14 protein-coding genes are annotated in these 23323 nt (G+C 44.4%); 12 read left to right on the forward strand and 2 right to left on the reverse strand.

The features are described 5' to 3' along the window. Nucleotides 1-37 precede the first annotated feature (37 nt). From BM090_RS18170 to BM090_RS11155, 4 genes are read left to right on the forward strand one after another with little or no spacing between them, the layout of a single operon-like run. Nucleotides 38-1363, forward strand: coding sequence for a 4Fe-4S dicluster domain-containing protein (locus BM090_RS18170; protein WP_143083948.1), 1326 nt, complete (start codon nucleotides 38-40; stop codon nucleotides 1361-1363). Between the two features lie 18 nt (nucleotides 1364-1381). Beyond that, entirely contained in the window at nucleotides 1382-2389 is a 1008-nt protein-coding gene (locus BM090_RS11145; RefSeq protein ID WP_091512553.1) for a lysylphosphatidylglycerol synthase transmembrane domain-containing protein, read from the forward strand. Between the two features lie 17 nt (nucleotides 2390-2406). Beyond that, a complete protein-coding gene (locus BM090_RS11150) occupies nucleotides 2407-3486 on the forward strand; it encodes an anhydro-N-acetylmuramic acid kinase (protein ID WP_221405386.1) in 1080 nt (359 codons plus the stop codon). Between the two features lie 51 nt (nucleotides 3487-3537). Then, entirely contained in the window at nucleotides 3538-4557 is a 1020-nt protein-coding gene (locus BM090_RS11155) for a glycosyltransferase family 2 protein (RefSeq protein WP_091512561.1), read from the forward strand. A gap of 74 nt (nucleotides 4558-4631) precedes the next feature. On the opposite strand, the gene BM090_RS11160 is transcribed toward BM090_RS11155, so the two are convergent. After that, complete coding sequence (locus BM090_RS11160; protein ID WP_221405387.1) at nucleotides 4632-5348, reverse strand: alpha/beta hydrolase; 717 nt, start codon at nucleotides 5346-5348, stop codon at nucleotides 4632-4634. Between the two features lie 143 nt (nucleotides 5349-5491). Here BM090_RS11160 and BM090_RS11165 point away from each other — a divergent pair, with 143 nt between their 5' ends. The 6 genes from BM090_RS11165 to BM090_RS11190 all read left to right on the forward strand — a co-directional run bounded on the left by BM090_RS11165 (nucleotide 5492) and on the right by BM090_RS11190 (nucleotide 18532). Further along, nucleotides 5492-6286, forward strand: a complete 795-nt coding sequence (locus BM090_RS11165; protein ID WP_143083949.1) for a DUF4905 domain-containing protein — start codon at nucleotides 5492-5494, stop codon at nucleotides 6284-6286. After that, nucleotides 6270-7361, forward strand: coding sequence for a LysM peptidoglycan-binding domain-containing protein (locus BM090_RS11170; protein ID WP_091512569.1), 1092 nt, complete (start codon nucleotides 6270-6272; stop codon nucleotides 7359-7361). Before BM090_RS11165 ends, BM090_RS11170 begins: the two co-directional genes overlap by 17 nt. A gap of 111 nt (nucleotides 7362-7472) precedes the next feature. Beyond that, entirely contained in the window at nucleotides 7473-8654 is a 1182-nt protein-coding gene (locus tag BM090_RS11175; protein ID WP_091512573.1) for a tetratricopeptide repeat protein, read from the forward strand. Nucleotides 8655-8700: 46 nt separating this feature from the next. Continuing rightward, nucleotides 8701-15852 carry a PKD domain-containing protein gene (locus tag BM090_RS11180; protein WP_091512576.1) on the forward strand — a complete coding sequence of 2384 codons (7152 nt, stop codon included), beginning with the start codon at nucleotides 8701-8703 and terminating at the stop codon, nucleotides 15850-15852. A 223-nt stretch (nucleotides 15853-16075) separates the two neighbouring features. Then, the gene (locus BM090_RS11185) at nucleotides 16076-17251 is read left to right on the forward strand and encodes a BT_3928 family protein (protein WP_091512579.1); all 1176 of its coding nucleotides are present in this window, start codon (nucleotides 16076-16078) and stop codon (nucleotides 17249-17251) included. 75 nt (nucleotides 17252-17326) lie between these two features. After that, nucleotides 17327-18532, forward strand: coding sequence for an MFS transporter (locus tag BM090_RS11190; protein WP_091512582.1), 1206 nt, complete (start codon nucleotides 17327-17329; stop codon nucleotides 18530-18532). A 96-nt stretch (nucleotides 18533-18628) separates the two neighbouring features. Here the strand turns inward: BM090_RS11190 and BM090_RS11195 are convergent, their stop codons facing one another. Then, nucleotides 18629-21037: an alpha-ketoacid dehydrogenase subunit alpha/beta gene (locus tag BM090_RS11195; protein ID WP_245756718.1), complete on the reverse strand. Its 2409-nt coding sequence runs from the start codon at nucleotides 21035-21037 to the stop codon at nucleotides 18629-18631. A gap of 456 nt (nucleotides 21038-21493) precedes the next feature. Here BM090_RS11195 and thrC point away from each other — a divergent pair, with 456 nt between their 5' ends. Next, nucleotides 21494-22840, forward strand: a complete 1347-nt coding sequence (gene thrC, locus BM090_RS11200) for a threonine synthase (RefSeq protein ID WP_091512586.1) — start codon at nucleotides 21494-21496, stop codon at nucleotides 22838-22840. A 5-nt stretch (nucleotides 22841-22845) separates the two neighbouring features. Continuing rightward, the gene (locus BM090_RS11205; protein ID WP_091512589.1) at nucleotides 22846-23316 is read left to right on the forward strand and encodes an NADH-quinone oxidoreductase subunit A; all 471 of its coding nucleotides are present in this window, start codon (nucleotides 22846-22848) and stop codon (nucleotides 23314-23316) included. Nucleotides 23317-23323 lie beyond the last annotated feature (7 nt).

Raw genomic sequence — 23323 nt, forward strand, 5'->3', positions numbered from 1 at the left:
TGGCGGCAAGCCATTGTGTTTGTTTGGGACTATTTTTATGAAGAAAAAAGGAGTAAATAATAGTTATTGGGGAAGTATTTTGGAAGGTCTTGGCACGTCTTGGCAAGGGCTCAAACTTTCGTTTCGACACTTGCGCGAAGCCAAAGAATCGCGCGAACCAATCGGCATAGAAAATCCTGCTTATTTTCAGCAAAAAACGGGCATTGTTACGCTACAATATCCTTTCCAACAAATTCCAGTTCCAGACAATGGCCGCTATCAGTTGCACAACGAAATGGACGATTGCATTGTTTGCGACAAATGCGTAAAAATTTGCCCCGTCAATTGCATTGAAATAGAGCCAATTAAGGCCGTGAGCGAAATCGGAAAAACGTCTGATGGCACAACCAAACGCCTTTACGCCGCGCGTTTTGATATAGACATGGCCAAATGTTGTTTTTGTGGTTTGTGTACGGTGGTTTGCCCGACCGAATGCCTGACCATGACCCCGAATTACGATGTAAGCGTGTTCGACCTCAAACAACTTAATCTTCCGTTTGCCACACTCACGCCCGACGAAGCCACTCAAAAGCGCGAAGAATACGACATTTTTCAGGCACAAAAAGCAGCCGCCAAAACTGCTGCTGCTCCTTCTAACACAGCAGCAAATACATCAGCCGAAACGCCTGCCGCTCCCGCAGATAAAAAACCGTTTAGGCCTGTTATTAAGAAAAAAACAGAACCAACACCCGAAGCCGTAACTCCTCCTACGGAAATCGTAAGCAATACGCCAACAGAAACAACATCTGAGCCAGCCGCGAAAAAACCATTCAAGCCAATAATTAAGCGCAAAACGGAAGAAACCGAGCCAGCCGCGAAAAAACCATTCAAGCCAATAATTAAGCGCAAAACGGAAGAAACCGAGCCAGCCAAAGCAGCAGAAAATATTTCGGAGGAAATAAAAACGGTAGCTGAAACGCCAGCTCCTGAATCAACGCCCGAAACTGCTCCACCTGCTGCCAAAAAGCCGTTTAAGCCGATTATGCGCCGCAAAACGGAAGAAACCGAGCCAGCCAAAGCAGCAGAAAATATTTCGGAGGAAATAAAAACGGTAGCTGAAACGCCAGCTCCTGAATCAACGCCCGAAACTGCTCCACCTGCTGCCAAAAAGCCGTTTAAGCCGATTATGCGCCGCAAAACGGAAGAAACCGAGCCAGCCAAAGCAGCAGAAAACATTTCGGAGGAAATAAAAACGGTAGCTGAAACGCCAGCTCCTGAATCAACGCCCGAAACTGCTCCGCCAGCTGCCAAAAAACCATTTAAGCCGATTATGCGCAGACCAAGGCCAGATGATAATTCAGGTGAAAATCAAGTAAATGAATAAAATATTTTTAATAAATAAATGAAAAAAGTCCTTCAATATGTCTTGCCGCTTGCCTTAGCAAGTTTGCTTTTGTGGTACGCCTACAAAGACACCGATTTTGCGCAAATGGCCAATGATTTACGCAATGCCAATTATGCTTGGTTGCTGCTTTCGCTCGTGCCGATGGTATTGAGTCACTGGATTCGTGCCGAACGTTGGCGACTGCTTCTACAGCCTTTGGGCTATCGTCCTTCTGCCAAAAATACGTTTATGGCCGTGTTGGCGGGCTATTTTGCCAACCTTATTTTGCCGCGCATGGGCGAGGTTACGCGCTGCGGGTTGCTCAACAAAAACGAAGATGTGCCATTGGATAATTCCATCGGGACGGTAGTCGTAGAACGAATATTTGATGTAATTCTGCTGCTTTCGGTTACGGCATTGGCTTTTGCTTTAGAATTTACAACGCTTACTAATTTCTTTTTGGCCAAAATCGAACAAAAAAATGCCATGTCCGCAGGCCAACCCAGCAAACTTCCTTTGCTTTTGGGCTTGGCAGCCGTAGGAGTGGTGGGGCTGATAGGGGCTTGGGTTTTGCGCGAAAAACTGCTTAAAATCGGGTTGGTAGTGAAAGTCGTGGATTTCCTGAAAGGGATGTGGAAAGGTGTAGTAAGCGTGGCGCAAATGGAACAAAAAGGACTGTTTCTACTCTATTCTGCCCTTATTTGGGTAGGTTATTACCTTACCGTTTGGATTGCTTTTAAGGCATTGCCGTACACGGCAGAATTGGGCTTGATGCCTGCTTTGGTGATTTTGGTGGCGGGTAGCTTTGCGATGGTAGCTCCCGTACAAGGCGGCTTGGGCGCGTATCACGCGATGGTGAGCCTGACTTTGGTAGAACTTTATGCCCAAACTAAACAAGGTGCGGATACGTCGGCGTTGCTGATGCACACGTCCCAAACGGTGGCCATGTTGGTTTTGGGAGGAATTAGTTTTGTGCTGGCCATGGCTGCGGCGCGTAAACGCCAAAATGCGAACACAGCACAATAATTTTGTTAAATTAATCAATGACTATAATTGGACTTATGTCGGGAACTTCTCTCGACGGATTAGATATTGCATTTTGTCAGTTTTCGGAAACAAACTCGCAACGCTTTGAGATTTTGTATGCCCAAACCGCGCCGTATTCGGCAGCGTGGCAGGCTCGCCTGAAAGCATTGCCACAAAGCGATGCATTTACTTTTGCCCTTACAGACCGTGAGTTTGGGGCGTATTTGGGACAGGCTATAAAGCGTTTTTGTCAAAAATATGAAGTAAAACCGCAGTTTGTGGCCTCGCATGGACACACAATTTTTCATCAGCCAGCCAAAGCACTTACCGTCCAAATCGGACACGGTGCGGCGATTGCGGCGGCTTGCGGTTTGCCTGTGGTTTGCGATTTTAGAAGCCTTGATGTGGCTTTGGGCGGGCAAGGGGCACCGCTCGTGCCGATTGGCGACGCGCTGTTGTTCGGGCAATATACTTTTTGCTTGAATCTGGGCGGAATCGCGAATATTTCGTTTCAGCAACACAGCACCAACAAAAGAATTGCTTTTGATATTTGTCCCGTGAATATGGTACTCAATGCGTGGGCAGAACGTTTGGGCAAAGCCTACGACAAAGACGGACTTTGGGCAGCAGAAGGGCAAGTAAATGCCGATTTGTTGGCCAAGCTCAATGCACTGGATTTTTATAAAAAATCGTACCCTAAATCGTTGGGACGCGAATGGGTAGAAACGACCGTTTTGCCTTTGCTGGAAGCTGCTAATTTATCCGAAAAAGATATTTTGGCTACCTGTTCGGCGCATATCGCCGAACAAATCGCGGCGGTAATAAAAGCCGCTGACGTGTTGCCTACAACTTCACCCAAAACCGTTTTGGTAACGGGAGGCGGGACATTTAACAAACATCTTATTTCCCAACTCCAAGAAAAACTAACAGATACGGCGCAAGTAATTGTCCCGAACGAAAAGCTGATTAACTACAAAGAAGCCTTGATTTTTGCGTTTTTGGGTAAGCTCCGCGCCGAAGAAAAAGTAAATTGTTTGCGTAGCGTAACGGGTGCGAGTGCCGACAATATCGGCGGAGCTGTGTATCTTTCTCGTTAAATAAAAAACTTAAATACAGATAGTTATCTCTGTTTTTTTATAATATTTTTTATGTCTGAATTAATTTCCATTATCACCCCGACGTACAATCACGAAAGATTTATTGGTTCGTGTATAGAATCGGTACTTGCCCAAACGTATCCGCATTGGGAAATGCTCATCGTCAATGACGGCAGCACCGACCGCACCGCCGAAGTAGCGGCGGAATATGCCGCCAAAGATGCACGTATTAAGGTGATTAATCAGGCAAATAAAGGTATTTACCGATTGGCCGAAAATTACAATTTGGCATTGGCCGAAAGCAAAGGCGATTTGATTGCCGTGCTGGAAGGGGACGATATTTGGTTGCCGCACAAGTTGGCTACACAGGTGGAAGCCATGCACAAGCAGCCCGACGCGGTGTTGTGTTGGGGTTGTGCGTATTCGGCCAACACGGATTTGTCCGAAAAATACGAGTTGCATCCCAAGCAATTGGCCAAAAACATTGCTTTTTACGACAACTCACCCGTTTGCAACATTTATAACGTGCTGTTCGATGACTTTTTGCCGCCGCTTACGTTCCTGATTCGCAAGTCGGCTTTGCAGCAATTGGGCGGCTTCGTGCAGTCTTACAAATTCCCTGCGGTGGATTTGCCCACGCTGATGCTTTTGGCGCGACACGGACGTTTTATTTTCCTCAATGAAGTGTTGGGTTATTGGCGCGTACACGCTTACCAAGTAACCAAAACCTACGGGTTGGATATTTTGGACAGCGGTCGCCGCATTTTTACAGATAATTACAAAGCCATGACAGAGCAGCAACGCGCCGTTTTGCGTTTTGGTCAGAAAGAAATAGACGGCTACTATCGCGATGCGGAAGTGATAAGTTTCACGCGGTCGGGGCGGTTTAAGTTGGTGCGCGGCGAATATGCTTCGGCACGCCAAGATTTTGGTAAGGCTTTAGGTATGAATGGTTTGGCTGCTCCTGTCTGGAAACTTCGGGCCGCTATTGGCTGGACGTTGAGTTGGTTTAATACCGATGTGGAAACGCTGGCCAAATGGTTGGGACGCGCTTCTTACAAAAAGAGATAGGATTTATTGATTCCTCCCAAAACAAAAAAAAGCGGCTCATGTCAAATGTTACGATATGAGCCGCTTTTTCATTTTTACTTAATCCCTTTGAGCCATGCGGCGAAGTCTTCCAAATTGGCTTGACTGATGCTGTGTTCGCTTGGGTATTCGTGATAAGACGTTTTGATTTGCAGGCTTTCCAATAATTTTTTGGTGTTGCGTGCGTCCGAAACTGGCAAAACGCCGTCGTGTGTGCCATGCGAAACGAATGCCTCAAAATGCTTGAATTTGTCTTTGGCTGCTAACTTTGGTTTTACGACTTCTTCCAACACACGGCCACTGAACACGCCAATTCCGCGCACTTTTTCGGGGTGCGTCAGTCCCACACACAACGACATAATCGCACCTTGGCTAAAGCCCGACACGATAACGCGCTGTTTGTCGTAGTGATATTTTGCTTGCAGCTCGTCCAAAAACTGCAAAATAAGTTGCAGACTTTTTTCGGCTTCGTTGATGTTGGTGCGGCGCACACCCGTCGAAAAATCAAGGTCGTACCATTTGTAACTACCTTCCGCAATTTTGAAAGGCGCACGCGCCGAAACGATTAAATATCTCTCGTCCAGATAATTAGCCAGCCCAAATAAATCTTTTTCGTTGCTGCCCACGCCGTGCATGAGTAGCAGTAAGGGCGGGTTGGCCGTTTTAACTTTGGGTTCTCTTACCAAATAGTACAGCGACGACTGCGCCTCGCTGGAAGTATAAGCTGTAAGCATAAGCAATAAAATAAAGGAATAATGAATAAGTTTTCGCATAAAAATATATTTAACTAACAGATAATGTTCTTTTTTGTGAAAAAGTTCTTGTATATACAATTATTTTTCCGACAATTAATTTATTGTAAAATCACGCTTCAAAATGCGTTACCTTTGGCCGCGATTTGGAGCGCAACAAAATTATGGTTTTAACTAAGAAATTTCATTACGAAACTGACGGCCAACTTTGGCGAATTGTTCCGTGTGTGCGTAGCGGTTTGATGGCCATTGAGGTGCGTAATCCTGCCGAACGGCTGGCCAATTTCATGACGTTGGATAGTTTTTCGGGGGAATTTCTTTGTCCGTATTTGGAATGGGACGGCATCGACTCGTTTGAAGATTGGGGAATTGAGGCGGTTTATGGCGGTATTTTGTGCTTGTTCAGATACCAAAACATTGCGACAATGCCCACACACGAAGGCGTTTGGCTGGCCGATATGCGCACAGGTTCGTTGCTTTGGGCGCAAGAAAATATTGTTTTTAAAGAAATTGATACACAAATACATACGCTGCGCGTGCAACTGCCCAATACGAATGTGTTGGAATCGGTGCGCTTGCCCGACCTTTTGCCCAGCGTAGCCGAAAACAAAGCCGTGAACTTGCAAATGCCTTTGCATTATTCCGAAAACAATCCGTACACGCCATTATTGGCGGCTTTTGTGGCCGAAAAAACAATCCATACACCTATTTCTGCGTTTGACTATTTGGAGCAAGGGCGGTATATTTTTATTTCTTACTATATTCGCAACACAGAAACGGATAAAGGCTTGAGCAATTATTTTTTGGCAATAGACCAAGAAAGCGGCGCGGTTTTATTACATCTGCTTTTGGCCGAAAGGCTTGCGGGAATTGGTTGGGATACTTTTTTTGTATTTAACCAACAGTTATTTTTGGTTGTTAATAAAACAGAACTCATTTGTTATGAACTTAACTTATAAAAAATGGTATTGGTTGGGGCTTTGTGCGGTCGGCTTATTGCTGGGCGTATCGGCCAATGCCAGTATCAAAGATTCGGTTGGTGTAGAAAATAAGGCAGGCAAAAAAGTGATTTTGCACAAAGTAGAAGCCAAAGAAACACTTTATTCGGTGGCGCGTCTCTACAAAGCCAATGTGGTTGATATTCAGAAAGAAAACCCCGAAATTAGTAAAGGTTTGGCCAAAGACCAAGTGATTCGCGTCCCTACGAATCGTGCTTTTACGGCCAAAGCTACCACGCCAAAGCCAGCAGCCACCAAAGGCAAAACGCACGTAGTGGAACAAGGCCAAACGCTTTTTGCCGTAGCACGTCAATACAATGTTTCGGTAGATGATATTAAAAAATGGAATAATCTTACTTCCAATGAACTCGCTGCTGGGCAAGTGTTGAGTATCGGGTCAGAAGCCAAAATCGCCGCACCCGAAAAACCAACCAAACCCGCCGCGACCACAAGCACAGGCAAAACGCACGTAGTGGAACAAGGCCAAACGCTTTTTGCGGTAGCACGCGAATACAATGTTACGGTAGATGATTTGAAAAAATGGAACAACCTAACCTCTTTGGAACTTTCTGCTGGTCAGGTGCTTAATGTAGGCGATGGCAAACCAACGCAAGTTGTGCCCGACACGCGCAGCAAACCCGCTACACAGTCTGTAGCTCCGAAAGAGGAGAAAAAAGAAGACAAAGAAGTCCTGAAAGTGGAACCTGCCAAAACCAGTGCGCCAGCCGTAGGGAGTAGCAACACCGTAAATGTGGGCGGCTATGACCGTATTGTAGAAAAAGGCTTGGCCGAAGTAATTGAGCAAGGAGGCGAAAGCAAGAAACATCTTTGTTTGCACCGTACCGCGCCTGTCGGCTCGATTTTGCAAGTGAAAAATGAAATGAACGGCAGCATGGTTTTTGTGCGTGTGATTGGAAAACTCCCTGATATAGGTGTTAACGACAAACTTTTGTTACGTATTTCCAAAAAGGCTTACGAACGGCTTTCGGCTTCGGGCAAACGCTTTCAAGTAGAGGTGTCGTATCCTGCGCCATAATCTTACAATCAATAAATAATTTTCTGACAATATTTTAATTGCCGAATTCTGATTTACTTTTGTATTTTAGGGTTCGGCATTATTTTTAAACAAATATTTTTACCCCTCAACATGAAAAATTTTATTACAAAAAAATATAGGCTTATTGCTTTTGCAATGTTATTCAGTGGTTCGGTGGCGTTGGCTGCACCAGGTGGCAAGGCGTTCAAAGATGGAAAATCGTATTACGAACAGTCTAACTACGGCAAGGCAATAGAAGCCTTCGAAAAGTCGTTGTCGGAAAACCCAGAACATTACGCAGGCAAAAGCAATTACATGATTGCGCTTTGTTATAAGAAAATGGGCGAGTGCAACAAAGCGGCTATTTTCTTCAAAAAAGCCCTTGAAGGCGACCCCGACAAAGCAGGCGCAAGCTCTATGACCAAATTCGAGGAGCAACTTTCGGACTGCGGTTTGAGCAAAGCAACACTGGCCAACATCAGCGCAACTGCTACGGCCACCAGCACGGCGGCGGCAGGCAAAGACCCATTTTTACACGAATACGAAACTCAAATCGCCAACGGAAATAAATTGGTGGACTTAACAGGTGCATTCACCGCCGAAGATAAGGAGTTGGTAGAAAAACAAATCTCTGTTTTGGAGAATGAATATAAATTGCAAGTGCGTGTGGCAGTTTCCAAAGAGGCCATTGGCGCACCAGAAAGTATGCTGAACAGTTTGCAGAAAGCAGGCATTGCGGCAGGCGGTAGCCATTTGGTAGTATTGGTGGCAGGCGACAAAATTTATGCAGATGGCACTTTTGATAAAAATTTGGTACGCACGGCCAAACAAAATGCAGAACCCGAAGGCCTGAAAGCGTCGGCAAGCCGTTCGGCACAAGGTTTGATGGCCGAGAAATTCTTGACACAACTCACTGAAAAAGAACATTCTGAGCAAAAAAGTAAAAATGCTACGAATTGGGGTTTGTGGATTTTTGGTTTGGCGGCCATTGGCGGCGGCGTATATTGGGTGATAAGTCGCCGCAAGAAAGTAGCCGAAGAAACCGCCCAACAGAACAGCCAAGTAATGAGCAATTTGTCTCAGATTCAGGATGTTTTGTTTAATGATTCGATGTGGTTGGAATATTCGGCGCGTTATGACATGGAGCGCGTGCAGCAAGTCCAGACCAGTTTGCAACTCGAATACAGCAATTTAGTAAACAGCCTTGACCCTGTGGGCGTGAATGATTTGGAAAAACGCGTTCGCCAGCTTCAAAACAACCCAGATGGCGTTTTCAAGGCATTAGGTCAATAATAATAACATTACAATACACTCATTTTCAACACAAAAACACTGGTTTATGACTCGTATCCTCTACTTTCGTTTGTTAGTTGGTTTGCTTGCAATGCTTCCATTTTTGGGTAAGGCGCAACAATGCTCAACGGCTTCTTTTAGCATTGATGCTGACACTGTCTGCGTCAATCAACCCATTCCCATCACCAATACGTCGGTAGGGGCTTCGAGTTATGAGTGGGATTTTTGTGGTAATGGAGGAGCATTAAGTAACCCGACAGGAATAGCGCAGTTCTCATTGTCTCCTGATAATACTTATGGGCATGATTTGGTTTTTGATGGTACGATATGGCACTCATTTATAGCTAATTATGACCGTAACAGTATCACAAGGTTAGATTATGTGAATGGCTTAGAGCAGCCGCCGATTTCCACTTCTTTTGGTTTGGGACTGAGTAGTTGCTATTCTATCGCAGTCATAAAAGAAGATAATGGCAATTGGTACGGAATTGTGTCGGCGTATGACGGAGGAGGAAATGCCTTTGTTCGTTTGAACTTCGGGACATCGCTTACTAATACGCCTGTTGCATCGCCAGCAGAGTCGTTACCAGGTTTAGCAGGTGTTCGTGGGCTACAAATAGTGAAAGAAAATGGCTCTTATTATTTACTAACAGCAGGTGGAGGTTCTCAAAATCTTATTGTGGTTAATTTAGGTAATAGCTTGGCTAATGGCATTACGGGGGCAAGCGTTGTTGTTTCTTCGTTGTCAGGTGCTGCATTTTCTCGCTTTAAGGTACTTCAAAATTGTAATAAGTGGGTGGGAATTGCCAGTACGCTAGGCGGGCAACTGTACCAAATTAATTTTGGTAGTTCTATCTTTTCTCAGGCAACATTCCAAGAAATAAATAAAGGGTCTATTGCGGGTAATGTGTTGATTGATGTTACACTTTTCAAGCGTTTTAACAAGTTTTATGCCATAGTTAGCTCGTTGGGGCAGGGGATGTATTTACTTTCTTTTAATGATGTTTTTAGTCTTAATCCTACGGTTTCACCTCTTCCTGTCTTGGGTTCAGCAAATACTCTTTTAGGGTTTGGTATTGCAGAAAGTCAGGGTTATACATATTTTGTTAGTGCTTCTTCCGATGCTAAACTATATCGTTTGCGCATGGGAACTTTGTGTACAAGTGCTACGGTTTCTAATCCAACGACAGCTCTGCCGTCCGTTGTCTATAATGCGCCAGGAAAATATTATTTTTCTCTTTTCACTAATGGAAATAGCACCGCACGAGATTCTGTTGTGGTAACCTCTTCTAATATTAAATATAATATAGAAGGCTCGTGTAACAATCCTACCTTTGTGTTTACAAGTAATTCGTGTGTTGGTGCTACGCCAGCCTCCTATCTTTGGAATTTTGGTGATGGCAATACTGCTACAACCGCCAACGCAACACATACTTATACAACACCTGATCAGTATAATGTAACTTTTACGGTTACCGATGGCAATGGGGTGGCTTATTCACGTCAGCGAAAAATAGTCTATCAGGCTGCCGCACCTGTCGCAGATTTTACGTATATAAATCCTGTATGTTCGGGTGGCGAGAATTTTTTTACGGATAATTCTATATCTCCCATCGATACAGTAGTAACATGGCAATGGGATTTGGGTAATGGTACTACGGCTAATACTAAAAATGCAGCAGCAATTTATACTACTCCTGGTACTTACGATGTAAAACTTAAGATTGTTACGGGAAATGGTTGTATCAGTGAGGTTACTAAATCGGTCAATGTGGTGCTTGGGCCAGAAGTGAATTTTGGTTACCAAAGTCTTTGTTTTGGAGATACCGTGGCATTTACGGATAGCTCTTTTTTCCCTGCAGGGACAGCTTACTTGGAAGGAAGCAGGCTTTGGAGTTTTGGAGATAACACAACGGATACGACGCAAAATCCTAAGCATAAATTTACAGAGATAAAAACATATACGGTCTCCCTTAGAGTTTCCTCTACTGATGGATGTATTTCAAGTTTTACGCGAAATGTTACGATACTTCCCTTACCAACGGCCAATTTTAGTGCGCCAACACTTATTTTTCCGAATATGTCGGTGCCGTTTACGGATATAAGTACGGTAGCAGCTGGACAAACTATTGTTGATTGGACTTGGGATTTTGGCGACCCTTCTAGTGGAGCTAATAATACTTCTGCTTTTTCTAATCCTGTGCATATATTTAGCGTAGCAGATATTTTTAATGTTAGCCTTACGATTACAACAAACAAAGGTTGTAAGCATACGGTTACGAAGCAGATAGATATTTTAAAAAATTGCCCCGAAACCAATTTTAGTTTAAGTACACATACTGCCAACACATTAGCTAATATCGGAGCGACGAATGGAAGTTCGGCGGGGGCTAGCAAATTTCAGTGGGATTTATGTGCTGGTGATTTAAGCAAAATGCCATTGTTGGAACAGTCCTTTACGTCAAGTTATTTTGTTCGCAACGTCAGTGTAGTGGCAGATAAAAATAAGTGTTATTTGTTTGCCCCATTTTTTACCACGGCTACGATTAATAATCCGTGGCAACGTTTTGATTTTGGTAATTCGTTTGCCAATACTGCTACTCCTGTGCTTTTGGGTAATCCAGCAAGTGGCACTACGCCCAATGCTTTAAGTGCTCCTGTTTGTGTAAGAGTTTTTCGTAAGGATACCGCACTTTATGGTTTGGCCATTAATTCGTCCACAGGAAATTTAGTACGACTGTTTTTTGCTGATTCAGTGAACAGTGATATTGTTACAGCTAGTCCTTTAGCTGTAACTGGTATTACCAAACCTGAGAACATCGAAATTGTACAAGATGGAGATTCTTTGTATGCGTTTATTACTTGTAACAATGTAGGCCAAATCAATAATTTATTGGTTCGTTTGAGTTTTGGTACCTCGTTTCTGAATACGCCAACCGTTACATTTTTAGATAATCCCGTGTTGCAAGCCAATAACTCAGGGGCATTGTATGGTATGTCTGTTATTCGAGATTGTAATACTTGGTATATGGTAGTGGTGAGTAATAGTGGTAAAATTATTCGCCTTAATTTTGGGATGTCGCTCAATCGAAATCCTTCTTATCAAAATGTTACGACACAATGGACGGCTGGCCTCACAGAAATAACCGCCACTAATCAGTTCGTAAAACTTTCTTTGCACAGAGAAATGGGTAAAATCTATGCAATCGGAGTTACAAGGATAGGTACTATGGCTTATTTTAAGTTTAACTCATTGATGGAGAGTCCTTTGAGTAGGCAAGTTTGGAGTGGTAATATATTTTCTATTGCTGATGTAGATATTCGCGATGCTCAATTTATTAAGGTGGGTTCTCAATGGCATGGTTTTGCTGCTCTGAATAACAATAGTTTGGGTGTGCTTAAATGGTCTTTTCCTAATCCGTGTAGCACTCCGCAACCTATCCGCCATGATGCAGTGATCAACAACTTTGCCTACACACAGGCAGGAACTTATTATATTTCTTTGGAGTCGTCCGATTCGCGGGATTGGATAAGTTCTTTTGCCGATTCGGTGGTAGTATCTTCTACTACTGCAGGGGCTGATATTGTATATGCTTGTCCGTCTGTGTCTATGAATACGCCTGCTAATGCTTGCGCCAATCAAGACCTTCTGCTTACAGCCAATACAGATACAACCAATCAGATAGCTTGGGATATGTGTGCGGGAGATTTGAGTGATAATATTTCGTTTGAGTCATCTTCAATATTACCCAATATGGTAAGAGCTCGGGGAATAAGCATTGTAAAAGACGGTTCAGAATATTTTGGGCTGGTGGCTTCTACCAGTGAAGGAATGCCTATCATCTTCACTCGTTTTGGTACAAACTTTGACAATGGAGCAAGTTCGTTTATTTACCCGACCCAAGGTGCAGTTCTGAATTGCTTTGATGCTAAATTGGTGAAAGAGAATGGAAAGTGGATAGGTTTTTTGTCTAATGCCCCTGTTATAAATGCCTCAATTGCAAGCCAACTGGTTCGCCTTAATTGGAATGGAGAATCATTATCTAGCAACACGCCTCAGTTTTCGATGATTTCGGGTAGAGGCCAACTCAATATGCCTGATGGGATAGAGCTTGCAGAAGAAAATGGCCAGAAATATTTATTGGTGGTGAATAATAGTGCCTCTCGTACCATAGCGGTTTATAATTTTGGCAATTCGTATCTTAATAGTCCTTCAGTTTCTTCTTTTGTTGTAGATTCTGCGGTGTCTATTCAGCGTATTTCTATGATAAAAGACTGTAATCGCTGGTATGCATTGGTATCTGACCAGCAAGGAGGGGCGGTCGTAAGATTAGATTTCAGTAAAGGATTGCATCAAAAACCATCTTTTAAACGTATCTCAATTGGCACGAATAAGTTTCCTACTGGCCTTAAGTTATGGCGTGATAATGGCAAATATTATGCTGTTGTGGTTTCTTTTTCCAATGATATAAATAATCACTTTAAGATTAGCTTCGGTGATAAGATGGCAAATAATGCGATTTCTGTTACGGACATGGGAAATAATGGTGGATTGGCAAATAATATGGTTGGTTTTGATATGCTGACAACCAATAGCTCAGAAACCAAACTTATTGGTGTTTCAGCTGCTGTGCCTATCTTTGTGTATAAGTTTAAGTTTCCTAATCCTTGTAACGTTGCCAGTCCAATTGTTGCAGGAGGGGATTCTGCTAATGTAATTTACACCCAAAATGGCAACTATAATATTGCCGTAACCGTTACGGATACCAATGGCAATAGTTATAGTATGTCTCAGCCCATACAAGTAAAAAACCCCGTTACGGCTGATTTTATACAATCGGGAGGGTTTTGTAATGGTCAGACAGTTGTGTTTACTCACACGTCTGTTGTAGATCCTAATACACAAGGACTTACCTACTCTTGGAACTTTGATGACCCAAGTTCTAGTGCTAATACCGCCACAACTCAGGATGCCAGCCACATATTTGCCCAAGCTGGCACTTATAACGTAACTTATAATGTTGGCTCTGGTTCAGGCTGTAATAGTCTCAAACAAAAAACTATTAAGATTTATAATCCTCCGCAAGCCAATTTTTCATTCCAAAACTCAAGTATTGGGCTTTGTGCCAATGATTCCATTGCTTTTACCGATGCAAGTACCACCGATGTTGGCGACCAAATCAATGTTTATCAATGGGTCATAAAAGATGCAAGCCAAGCGATCTTGTTCACGTCCTCCCGAAAGAATCCCAAATTCTTATTTACGGAAGTGGGTAGTTATACGGCAACCCTAACGGTTTGGGCAAATGGAGGCTGTGAAAATGTTGTAACCAAAACAGTAGATGTTACGAACTTGGGAGCCGCTGTTAGTATTGGGGTGAGTAATGATTTTTGCGAAGGATCGTCCGTGCATTTTACCACCAATAGCAATAGTGCTAACATTATAGATGTATTGTGGCATTTAGGCGATAACCAAACTTCTACCGAACTGAACCCTACTATAACTTATAGCAGTGCTGGGCAGCGTCAAATCACATTACAGGTAACCAATTCTGTTGGTTGTGTTAGTACTGTATCACAATCTATTACTATTTATTCACGCCCAGAAGCAGTTATCAACACCAACACAGCCGCTTGCCGTAATAGCCCACTGATTTTAAGCGCGACATCATCTATTTCGGAAGGTCTGATTACTAACTACGATTGGAGCTTTGGAGACGGCACGCCGACTCAAAATGCAGCAACCGTTTCGCATACTTATACTAATGTGGGGCTTTATAATGTAAAACTTATCATCACGACACAATATGGCTGTAAAGATACCGCTGATATTGTCATTTCGGTTGCACCATCGCCAACGGCTGCATTTTCGGCTCAGAGCATTTGTATGGGCAAACCAGTTACTTTTACCAATCAAAGTAGCAGTATTGGCGGTAGCCTCACGTATTTATGGCAGTTCCGCAATGCAACCAATACCGCCGATTTGGGAACTTCTACACTTGCCAATCCAACATTTACCTTCGCAAACGCTGGGGTTTATCCTGTGATCCTTACAGTACAAGACGGACAATGCTCTAACACAACTTCTCAAAATATCGTGATTTCGGGCATACCACAGGCCAGTATTTCCATCGAAGAAGGCTGTGTGGGCACGCCGTTTACTTTCCATGACAATAGCACTTATCCAACCCCTTCGGATGTGCCTGTGGCTTGGTTCTGGACTATTACCCAAAACAGCCAAATCATTCAGACCATGACCACCCAAAACCCGCAAGTATTGTTGCCTGCCGGTACGGGTTATAGTGTACAACTCAAAATTTTCACCGAAAAAGGTTGCGAAGCGGCTTCTCCGATTTTCTCGTTCCCAGTAGCTGCGCCGCCAGTGGCTGCCTTTAATGTCCTAACTACTACGTTTACGGGTGCACCGTTTAATGTCAGTTTCCAAAATACGTCCAGCAATGCCGTTAATTATTTGTGGGATTTTGGCGACGGACAAACCAGCACCGAAACCAGCCCGACGCATACTTATGCCGCTGAAGGTTTGTATATGGTTACACTCAAAGCCATACGCAATGCTTGTAGCGATACGGCAACGCATTCGGCTGGGGTTTTTGTCAATATCACCAAAGGTGTAAAATTGTCGAATTTGTCGGTGTCGGGTAGTGGTTCACTGACCATCGCCGCCCGCATCCAAAACGAAAGTAATGTAGAGCTAAACACACTTACCATGAAGGCACAAACCAGCGACGGACTGACCATTCAGGAAACTTGGACGGGTAGTATTCTGCCAAATGCCGCGTTGGTTTATACGTTTGGGGCAAAACTTAATGTCCGTAACAATAATGTAGTGCCGTTTGTCTGTGCCGAAACGCAGCTACCAAATCCCGCACAAGAAATTACGCCAGATAATAACAGTGCTTGCCAAGTGATAAGTAACAATTCGTTTTTGTTGGCTGTTAGCCCTGTGCCCGCCAATCAAACATTGAACATTCGTTATTTGGTGGCGCAGGCCGACGAAGTAACGATTGAGCTAATAGATATGCTCGGCAAAAGGGTTTTTGTGGAAGAAAAAGGCACAATGGCCGCAGGCAAATACGAACAAGACATCGACTTGCAGCAAATGACGGCAGGAATGTATTATTTGCGCCTTATCGTCGGCAAACAAAAAGTTGGCGAAAAAGTCAGCGTGCAGCACTAACATTATTTTCAATAACACAACTTGCCAGCCTTCGCCACCAACGCGAGGGCTGGTTTGTTTTTGGGGAATTAAAAAGGTGCGTTGCGGTGTTGATCCCAAAGCATTAACTTTTCTTTAACACAGCATTTCTACCCATTTTTGGAAAGATTGCATTAGTTTTGTTTTTGAAAAAGAATTTTATACCCAACATTCATTTCTTTTACTCATAACTTTAGGATTTATCATGAAAAAATGGATTGTACTGATTTGCCAATATTTCGTAGGCATTTTGTTTATTTTTTCGGGGCTAATCAAGCTCAACGACCCCGTAGGCACAGCCATCAAGCTCGAAGAATACTTTGACGTTTTTGCCGAAGACCACACGCTTGGCCTTTCGGTAATGTCTGGCCTTTGGCACTTTTTCGCTAGTTACGCCCTTACGCTTTCCGTGTTGGTGTGTGTGCTGGAAGTGGTGTTGGGGATTGCATTGTTGGCTTTGTATAAACCCAAAGCAACGGTTTGGAGCTTGTTCGGGCTGATTGCTTTTTTCTCGTTCCTGACGTTTTATTCTGCTTTTTTCAATAAAGTAACGGATTGCGGTTGCTTCGGCGATGCCATCAAACTCACGCCTTGGGGTTCGTTTACCAAAGATATTGTATTGCTGGTGCTCATTTTGGTTTTGCTTTGGGGCAAAGAACATTTGCAGGCCAGTTGGTCAGAAAAAATTGCGATGAGTATCACGGTTGCGGGCACGGCAGCGGCATTTTTTGTGTCAATTTGGGCGATTCGTCATTTGCCTTTTATTGATTTCCGCCCTTACAAAGTAGGTGCCAATATTCCCGAATCCATGACCTTGCCGCCAGGTGTAGAGGGCGACAAATACGAATATGTGTTCAAACTTAAAAACTCCAAATCGGGCGAAGAAAAGGAAATGAGCGATAAACTCTACACCGATTCGGGCATTTGGAAAGATACTACTTGGAAATATGTGGACAGAGTGGAAAAGCTCGTGAAAGCTGGCGCGAAACCCAAAATCACGGATTATAGCGTTTGGAACGACGAAGGCGACTTCACGAAACAGACTTTTGAAGGCAATAAATTTTGCATCATTATCACCAACGTAGCCAAAACCAACCCAAGTGTATATCCGCAAATCAATGCGTTGGTAAAGCAACTGGAAAGTGTTTCGTCTGTTAAAATCGAACCGATTGTCCTGACGGCCTCCGACCACGCGACCTTTGAGGCGTTCCGCCACGAAGTGCAATTGGCTGTTCCGTACTATTACGCCGACGGCAAAGTTTTGAAAACCATCATGCGTTCCGACCCAGGTTTCTGGTTGCTGCAAAATGGTGTAGTGAAAGGCAAATGGCATTACAACGACGTGCCAACCGCCGAAAAAGTCGCAGAAGCTTTGCACTAAAGAGAATTGAAAAACCGATAAGTTACTTGTTTTCTTATCGGTTTTTTTGTTTGTATAAAATCGCATTTTAAATAAATGACCAGCAATCAAATTCGTTTGGGACTAAAGGAAAACTGGCAACAATTCACGTTGTTGGTGGTGATAAATGCTTTTGTCGGGGGCATGGTGGGGCTGGAACGCAGTATTTTTCCGCAATTCGCCGCCACTGTTTTTGGGGTTACGTCCCGCACTGCCGTTCTTTCGTTTATCATGGCTTTTGGTTTGTCCAAAGCCATGACCAATTATTTTACGGGCAAGTTGGCAAGCCGATTCGGTCGCAAAAAATTGTTAGTAACAGGCTGGGTATTGGCCGTGCCGATACCGATTATTTTATTGTACGCGCCTCACTGGAATTGGGTTGTTTTGGCAAATGTCTTGCTGGGTGTCAGTCAGGGACTTACGTGGAGTAGCACCGTCGTAATGAAAATTGACCTTGTCGGCGAAAAAGACAGAGGTTTGGCCATGGGACTCAATGAGTTTGCGGGTTATCTGGCCGTCGGCCTGATGGCTTTTGTGACGGGATATTTGGCCAGCCACTTTGGTATAAAACCGTATCCGTTTTACGTGGGTTTGGGGATTGCATTGGCGGGTTTGGGCTTGTCGTGGGTTTTGGTGAAAGATACACAACATTTTGTAAATCAAGAAATTAAACAAACTATTCGCCCAGCGTTAGATAATGTTTTTCTGCAAACTTCTTTCCAAAACAAAACGCTTAGTGCCATTACGCAAGCGGGTTTTGTTAATAACCTTAACGATGGCATGATGTGGGGTTTGTTCCCGATGCTGCTACAAACACAGGCTTTCGACACGGCACAAATAGGCATTTTGGCGGCTGCATATCCTGTAGTTTGGGGTTCTGGGCAACTGTTCACAGGCAAGATGTCGGATATTTATTCCAAAAAGAAAATGCTTTTTTGGGGAATGTTGGCGCAAGGTTTCGCGATTTTGGCGATAGCTCGCACCCAAGATTTTGGCTTATTACTGGCTTTGGCCGCAGTGTTGGGCTTGGGAACGGCCTTGGTTTATCCTACGTTTTTGGCAGCTATCGCGGCTTTTACGCACCCCCAACAACGCGCAGAAAGTTTAGGTGCATTCAGATTTTGGCGCGATTTGGGCTATGCCGTCGGCGCGTTGGTGTCGGGACTGGTGGCCGATGCGTTTGGACTAATGGCTTCCGTCTTGCTGATTGGCGCGGTTACGGTGCTCTCGGCGATAGTCGTGGCGTACCGAATGGAAAAATAAATTGATTATAGAGTTAAAATTAAGTGTATAAAAAACCCGCAACCCCGTTGGTATTGGGATTGCGGGTTTTTGTTGATTTATGAAATTTAATTTTCTCTAAAATATCGCTGGAAAATCCGTTGGCGAAACCTCGTGCATAATCGCGTAAGCCGTTTCTACCACGTCGTCGGCGGAAGGTTTGGAGAAATAATCCCCGTCCGAAGAATAGGCTGGGCGGTGCGGCTTGGCCGTAATGGTTACAGGCGCAGAATCCAACCAACGATAACCGTTTTGAATTTCTAATACTTGTTGCATCATATAAGCCGTTGCGCCACCTTCTACGTCTTCGTCCGCAAAAATTACGCGGTTGGTTTTTTTCAAAGATTCTACAATGCTATGGTTTACGTCAAAAGGTAAAAGAGTCTGTACGTCAATTACTTCTACACTAATTCCCAACGTTTCGAGTGTAGCGGCAGCTTCCATCACGATGCGGCACATAGAGCCATACGTTACGATAGTAATGTCCGAACCTTCGCGCAAAGTTTCTGGTACGCCCAACGGCACAGTCATTTCACCGATGTTGGTAGGCATTTTTTCTTTGAGGCGGTAACCGTTCAAACATTCGATAATCAAAGCGGGTTCGTCAGACAGCAACATGGTATTATAGAAACCTGCGGCCTGTGTCATGTTACGCGGAACAAGTATGTTCATGCCGCGCAACGAATGCAGAATCATGCCAATTGGCGAACCCGAATGCCAAACGCCTTCCAAACGGTGGCCGCGTGTGCGCACGATGAGCGGAGCTTTTTGGCCGCCTTTGGTGCGGTATTGCAAACACGCCAAATCGTCGGAAAGAATTTGTAAACCGTAAAGCAAATAATCCAGATACTGAATTTCGGTAATGGGGCGCAAGCCGCGCAAAGCTGCGCCAATGCCTTGTCCCATAATCGTACATTCGCGAATACCCGTATCCGTGATGCGGATTTCATTATATTTTTCTTGCAAACCTGCAAAACCTTGATTCACGTCGCCAATTTTGCCCACGTCTTCGCCGATAGCGAACACACGCGCATCACGTGCAAACATGGCATCAAAACAAGCCTGCATTACTTCGCGGCCATCTACCAACGGTGCCTCTTCGGCATATTCTGCGGGAACTGTGGCCACGCGCAAAGCCGCTTCCGCCGACTCGCTGTGCAAATGCGAGCTATAACGGTCGTGTGCTTTTTCTTTGGCCAATTCGTACCACGCTTGCAAGGCTTGGCGCGAAAGTGTATTTTCTTGGCGCGTGATTAGCAATGCTTTACGAACTGCTTTGTAGTGGTCGGAAAGAATCGGGTTAGATGTTGCCGCTAAGGCTTCGCGCAATTGCCCAACGGCTTGGCTTTGTACCGATTCGGCGGCCAAGGCATCCAACAAGGCCAACACTTCGGCTTGTTCGGCTTTGATGCTTTGGGCAAAAGCATTCCATGCGGCACTACGTGCGTCTTTGGCTTCGTTAGCAGCTTGTTTTTCTATTTCGTCCAACTCGTCGGCGGTCGCAATTTCGTTTTCCAAAATCCACTCACGCATTTTTTTGAGGCAATCAAAATCAGCTTCCCATTCCAAACGCTCTTTGGATTTGTAACGCTCATGGCTGCCCGACGTTGAGTGTCCTTGCGGCTGCGTCATTTCTTGCACGTGTACCAATACGGGTACGTGTTGCGTGCGGCAAAGTTCGGCAGCTTGTTGGTACGTCTCGCAAAGCGCGGCGTAATCCCAACCACGAACCGTAAAAATTTCGAGGCCTTTTTCTTTGTTATTTCGCTGAAAACCAGCCAAAACTTTCGAGATGTTGCCTTTGGTGGTGTGGTATTCTTTCGGAACAGAAATGCCGTATTCGTCGTCCCACACAGACATTAGCATTGGTACTTGCAACACGCCTGCGGCGTTGATGGCTTCATAAAACATTCCTTCGGAAGTGGAAGCGTTGCCGATAGTGCCAAAAGCGATTTCGTTGCCGTTGTCCGAAAACGACGTATATTGATGTAAGGCGGGGTTTTGTCTGTACAATTTGGATGCGTAGGCCATGCCCAACAAACGCGGCATTTGGCCAGCGGTAGGGGAGATGTCTGACGAAGAGTTTTTGTGTTGGGTCAAGTTTTTCCAACTACCATCTTCGTTGAGCATACGCGTAGCAAAGTGGCCATTCATAAGCCTACCAGCCGAAGCGGGTTCGGCCTCTACGTCGGTGTGGGCGTAGAGTTGGGCAAAATATTGCTGAATAGTCAGCTCGCCAATCGCAAACATAAATGTTTGGTCGCGGTAATAGCCTGCACGAAAATCGCCATTGCGGAAGGCTTTGGCCATCGCCAATTGCGCTAATTCTTTCCCGTCACCGAAAATACCGAATTTAGCTTTGCCCATAAAAACTTCTTTGCGGCCTAGCAAACTGGCTTGGCGGCTGGCTTGACCCAAACGATAGTCGGCCAAAACACTTGCTTTGTCAATGGCAAGTAGCGTGTCTGAATGCTGTTTTTTTCCCACTTTGCTCTAATATGTTGTGAAAAGGTGTAATAATTTTTTGGCTGTGATTTTTGGCTATCAAAACTTTGGGGTAAATGGTAGCCTTGTAAAATTTTATTTGGTGTAAATGCAATATTAGTCTTTCTGGTAAAATAAATAACAAACAAAAGACTGTTTAGCACCCAAAAATAATGGTTTTCTGTGTATTCGCAAACTTTTTTGAGCCCGATTATATTGACGAATATTTGCGGATAAAAAATGTAAGAGATTGTTCTTTTAAAACAAATGCTTGCTTTTTTTAAATCGATATATAGGTACTTTTGTTTTTGTGTAAGTAAAAGAAATAATGATTCGTCATTTACTTGCTATGTGTGCAATAAAATACACGCCCTATTCATAACTTTAAGACCATTTCATGCCATATTTAACTTCTAATTACTATTTTTGAACCAAACAGTTATCTAACATCTTTATTGAGTGAAATACTTTAGTACCAACAGACATTTGGCGGGCGGCTATATACCAACGCATACATTTTCGGAGGCATTGCTTATGGGCATCGCCCCAGATGCGGGTTTGTTTATGCCCGAAACACTGCCGCACTTTTCGGCGGAGCAGCTACAAACCATGCGCGGCAAAACCTACGCCCAAATCGCTACAGAAGTGCTTTTTCCTTTTGTGGAAGGACAAATGAGCAAGGACGATTTGGCCGCTATCGCCGCAGATGCTTACGGTTTTGATATTCCTTTGGAAAACATAGATAAAAATTTCTGGGTGGCGCGTCTCGACCAAGGCGCGACGGCTTCTTTCAAAGATTTTGCGGCGCGTTTTATGGCGCGTGCGACGCGTTATTTTCTGCCTGCCCAACAAAAACTTACGGTGTTGGTGGCCACTTCTGGCGACACGGGCAGCGCAATCGGCGCAGCGTTTCAGGGCATCGAAGGCGTGAAAGTTTATATTCTGTATCCGCAACGCGAAGTGAGTTTTGTACAAGAACAGCAACTTATCCGCATCGGCGGCAACGTGCAGGCTCTGGCCATCGACGGGAAGTTTGACGATTGCCAAAATATTGTAAAACAGGCTTTTGCAGACAAAGAACTAACCAGTCTCAATCTTTCTTCGGCCAACTCCATCAACGTTGGCCGCGTATTGCCGCAGGCCGTTTATTATTTTTATTTGTGGCAAAAATTAACCGAACACACAGACGAAGCCATCAATTTTGTAGTTCCGTCGGGCAATTTGGGCAACTCGCTGGGCGCAGAATTGGCGCGTCGGATGGGTTTGCCTGTGGAGCGTTTGGTTATCGCGACGAATGCCAACCGTGCCGTACCTGATTTTCTGAAAAATGGTATTTATAAAAAAATTAGTCCGTCGGTGGCGGCTGTTTCCAACGCCATGAACGTAGGCAATCCGAGCAATTTGGCCAGATATTTTGAGCTTTACGGCGGCACGCTGGACAAAGACGGCTACACGCACCAAGCCCCAGACATCGCCCAAATGCGCGAACATTTGCTTTCGGTGGCCATTTCTGACACCGAAACCGTAGAGACCATCAAATATTTTTACAAAAAATACGCTTGCGTACTCGAACCGCACGGCGCAGTTGGCGCGGCAGCTTACCGTAAGTTTCAGGATAAATTAGCCGCCCGCAAAACGATATTGTTGGAAACGGCACACCCTGCCAAATTCCCCGAAATCGTGATGCAGGAATTAGGTTTTGCACCACCCGTACCGAAAGCATTGCAAGCATTTTTGCAAAATCCTGCGCACAAAATTGAGCTTGCCAATGAGTATAAAGCATTGAAAAACATTTTATTAGCCTAACGAAAATGCAAACAGATTTTCAAATTTCGGGTTTTGGATTAGTGTTGCTTTTCATGTTGGGAGCAGCGGCTTTTTTGGGAATTAATTTACTTATTTCAAAAGTTTTGCGCCCCGATGCACCCAATCCCGAAAAGAATTTGCCTTACGAATGTGGCGAAGAAGCCATCGGTTCGGTTTGGGGACAATTCAATATTCGGTTTTATGTAATTGCCCTGATTTTCATTTTGTTTGATGTGGAACTTGCTTTTATGTTTCCGTGGGCGACGGTTTTCGGCAACGAGCAATTGCAAGCCGCTTCGGGCGGTTCGTGGGGTTGGTTTGCGTTGGCCGAAATGGGATTTTTTGTGTTAATCTTGGCCGTTGGATTGGCGTATGCTTGGCAGCGCGGCCACTTGGATTGGGCAAAACCAAAACCACAATTGCCGACGGCCGCCGAGCCACTACCCGAACAAATTTACGAACGCTTTTTAAAGTGATTTTATC

This window comes from Flexibacter flexilis DSM 6793, from assembly GCF_900112255.1.
In the GTDB taxonomy this organism is placed as follows: domain Bacteria; phylum Bacteroidota; class Bacteroidia; order Cytophagales; family Flexibacteraceae; genus Flexibacter; species Flexibacter flexilis.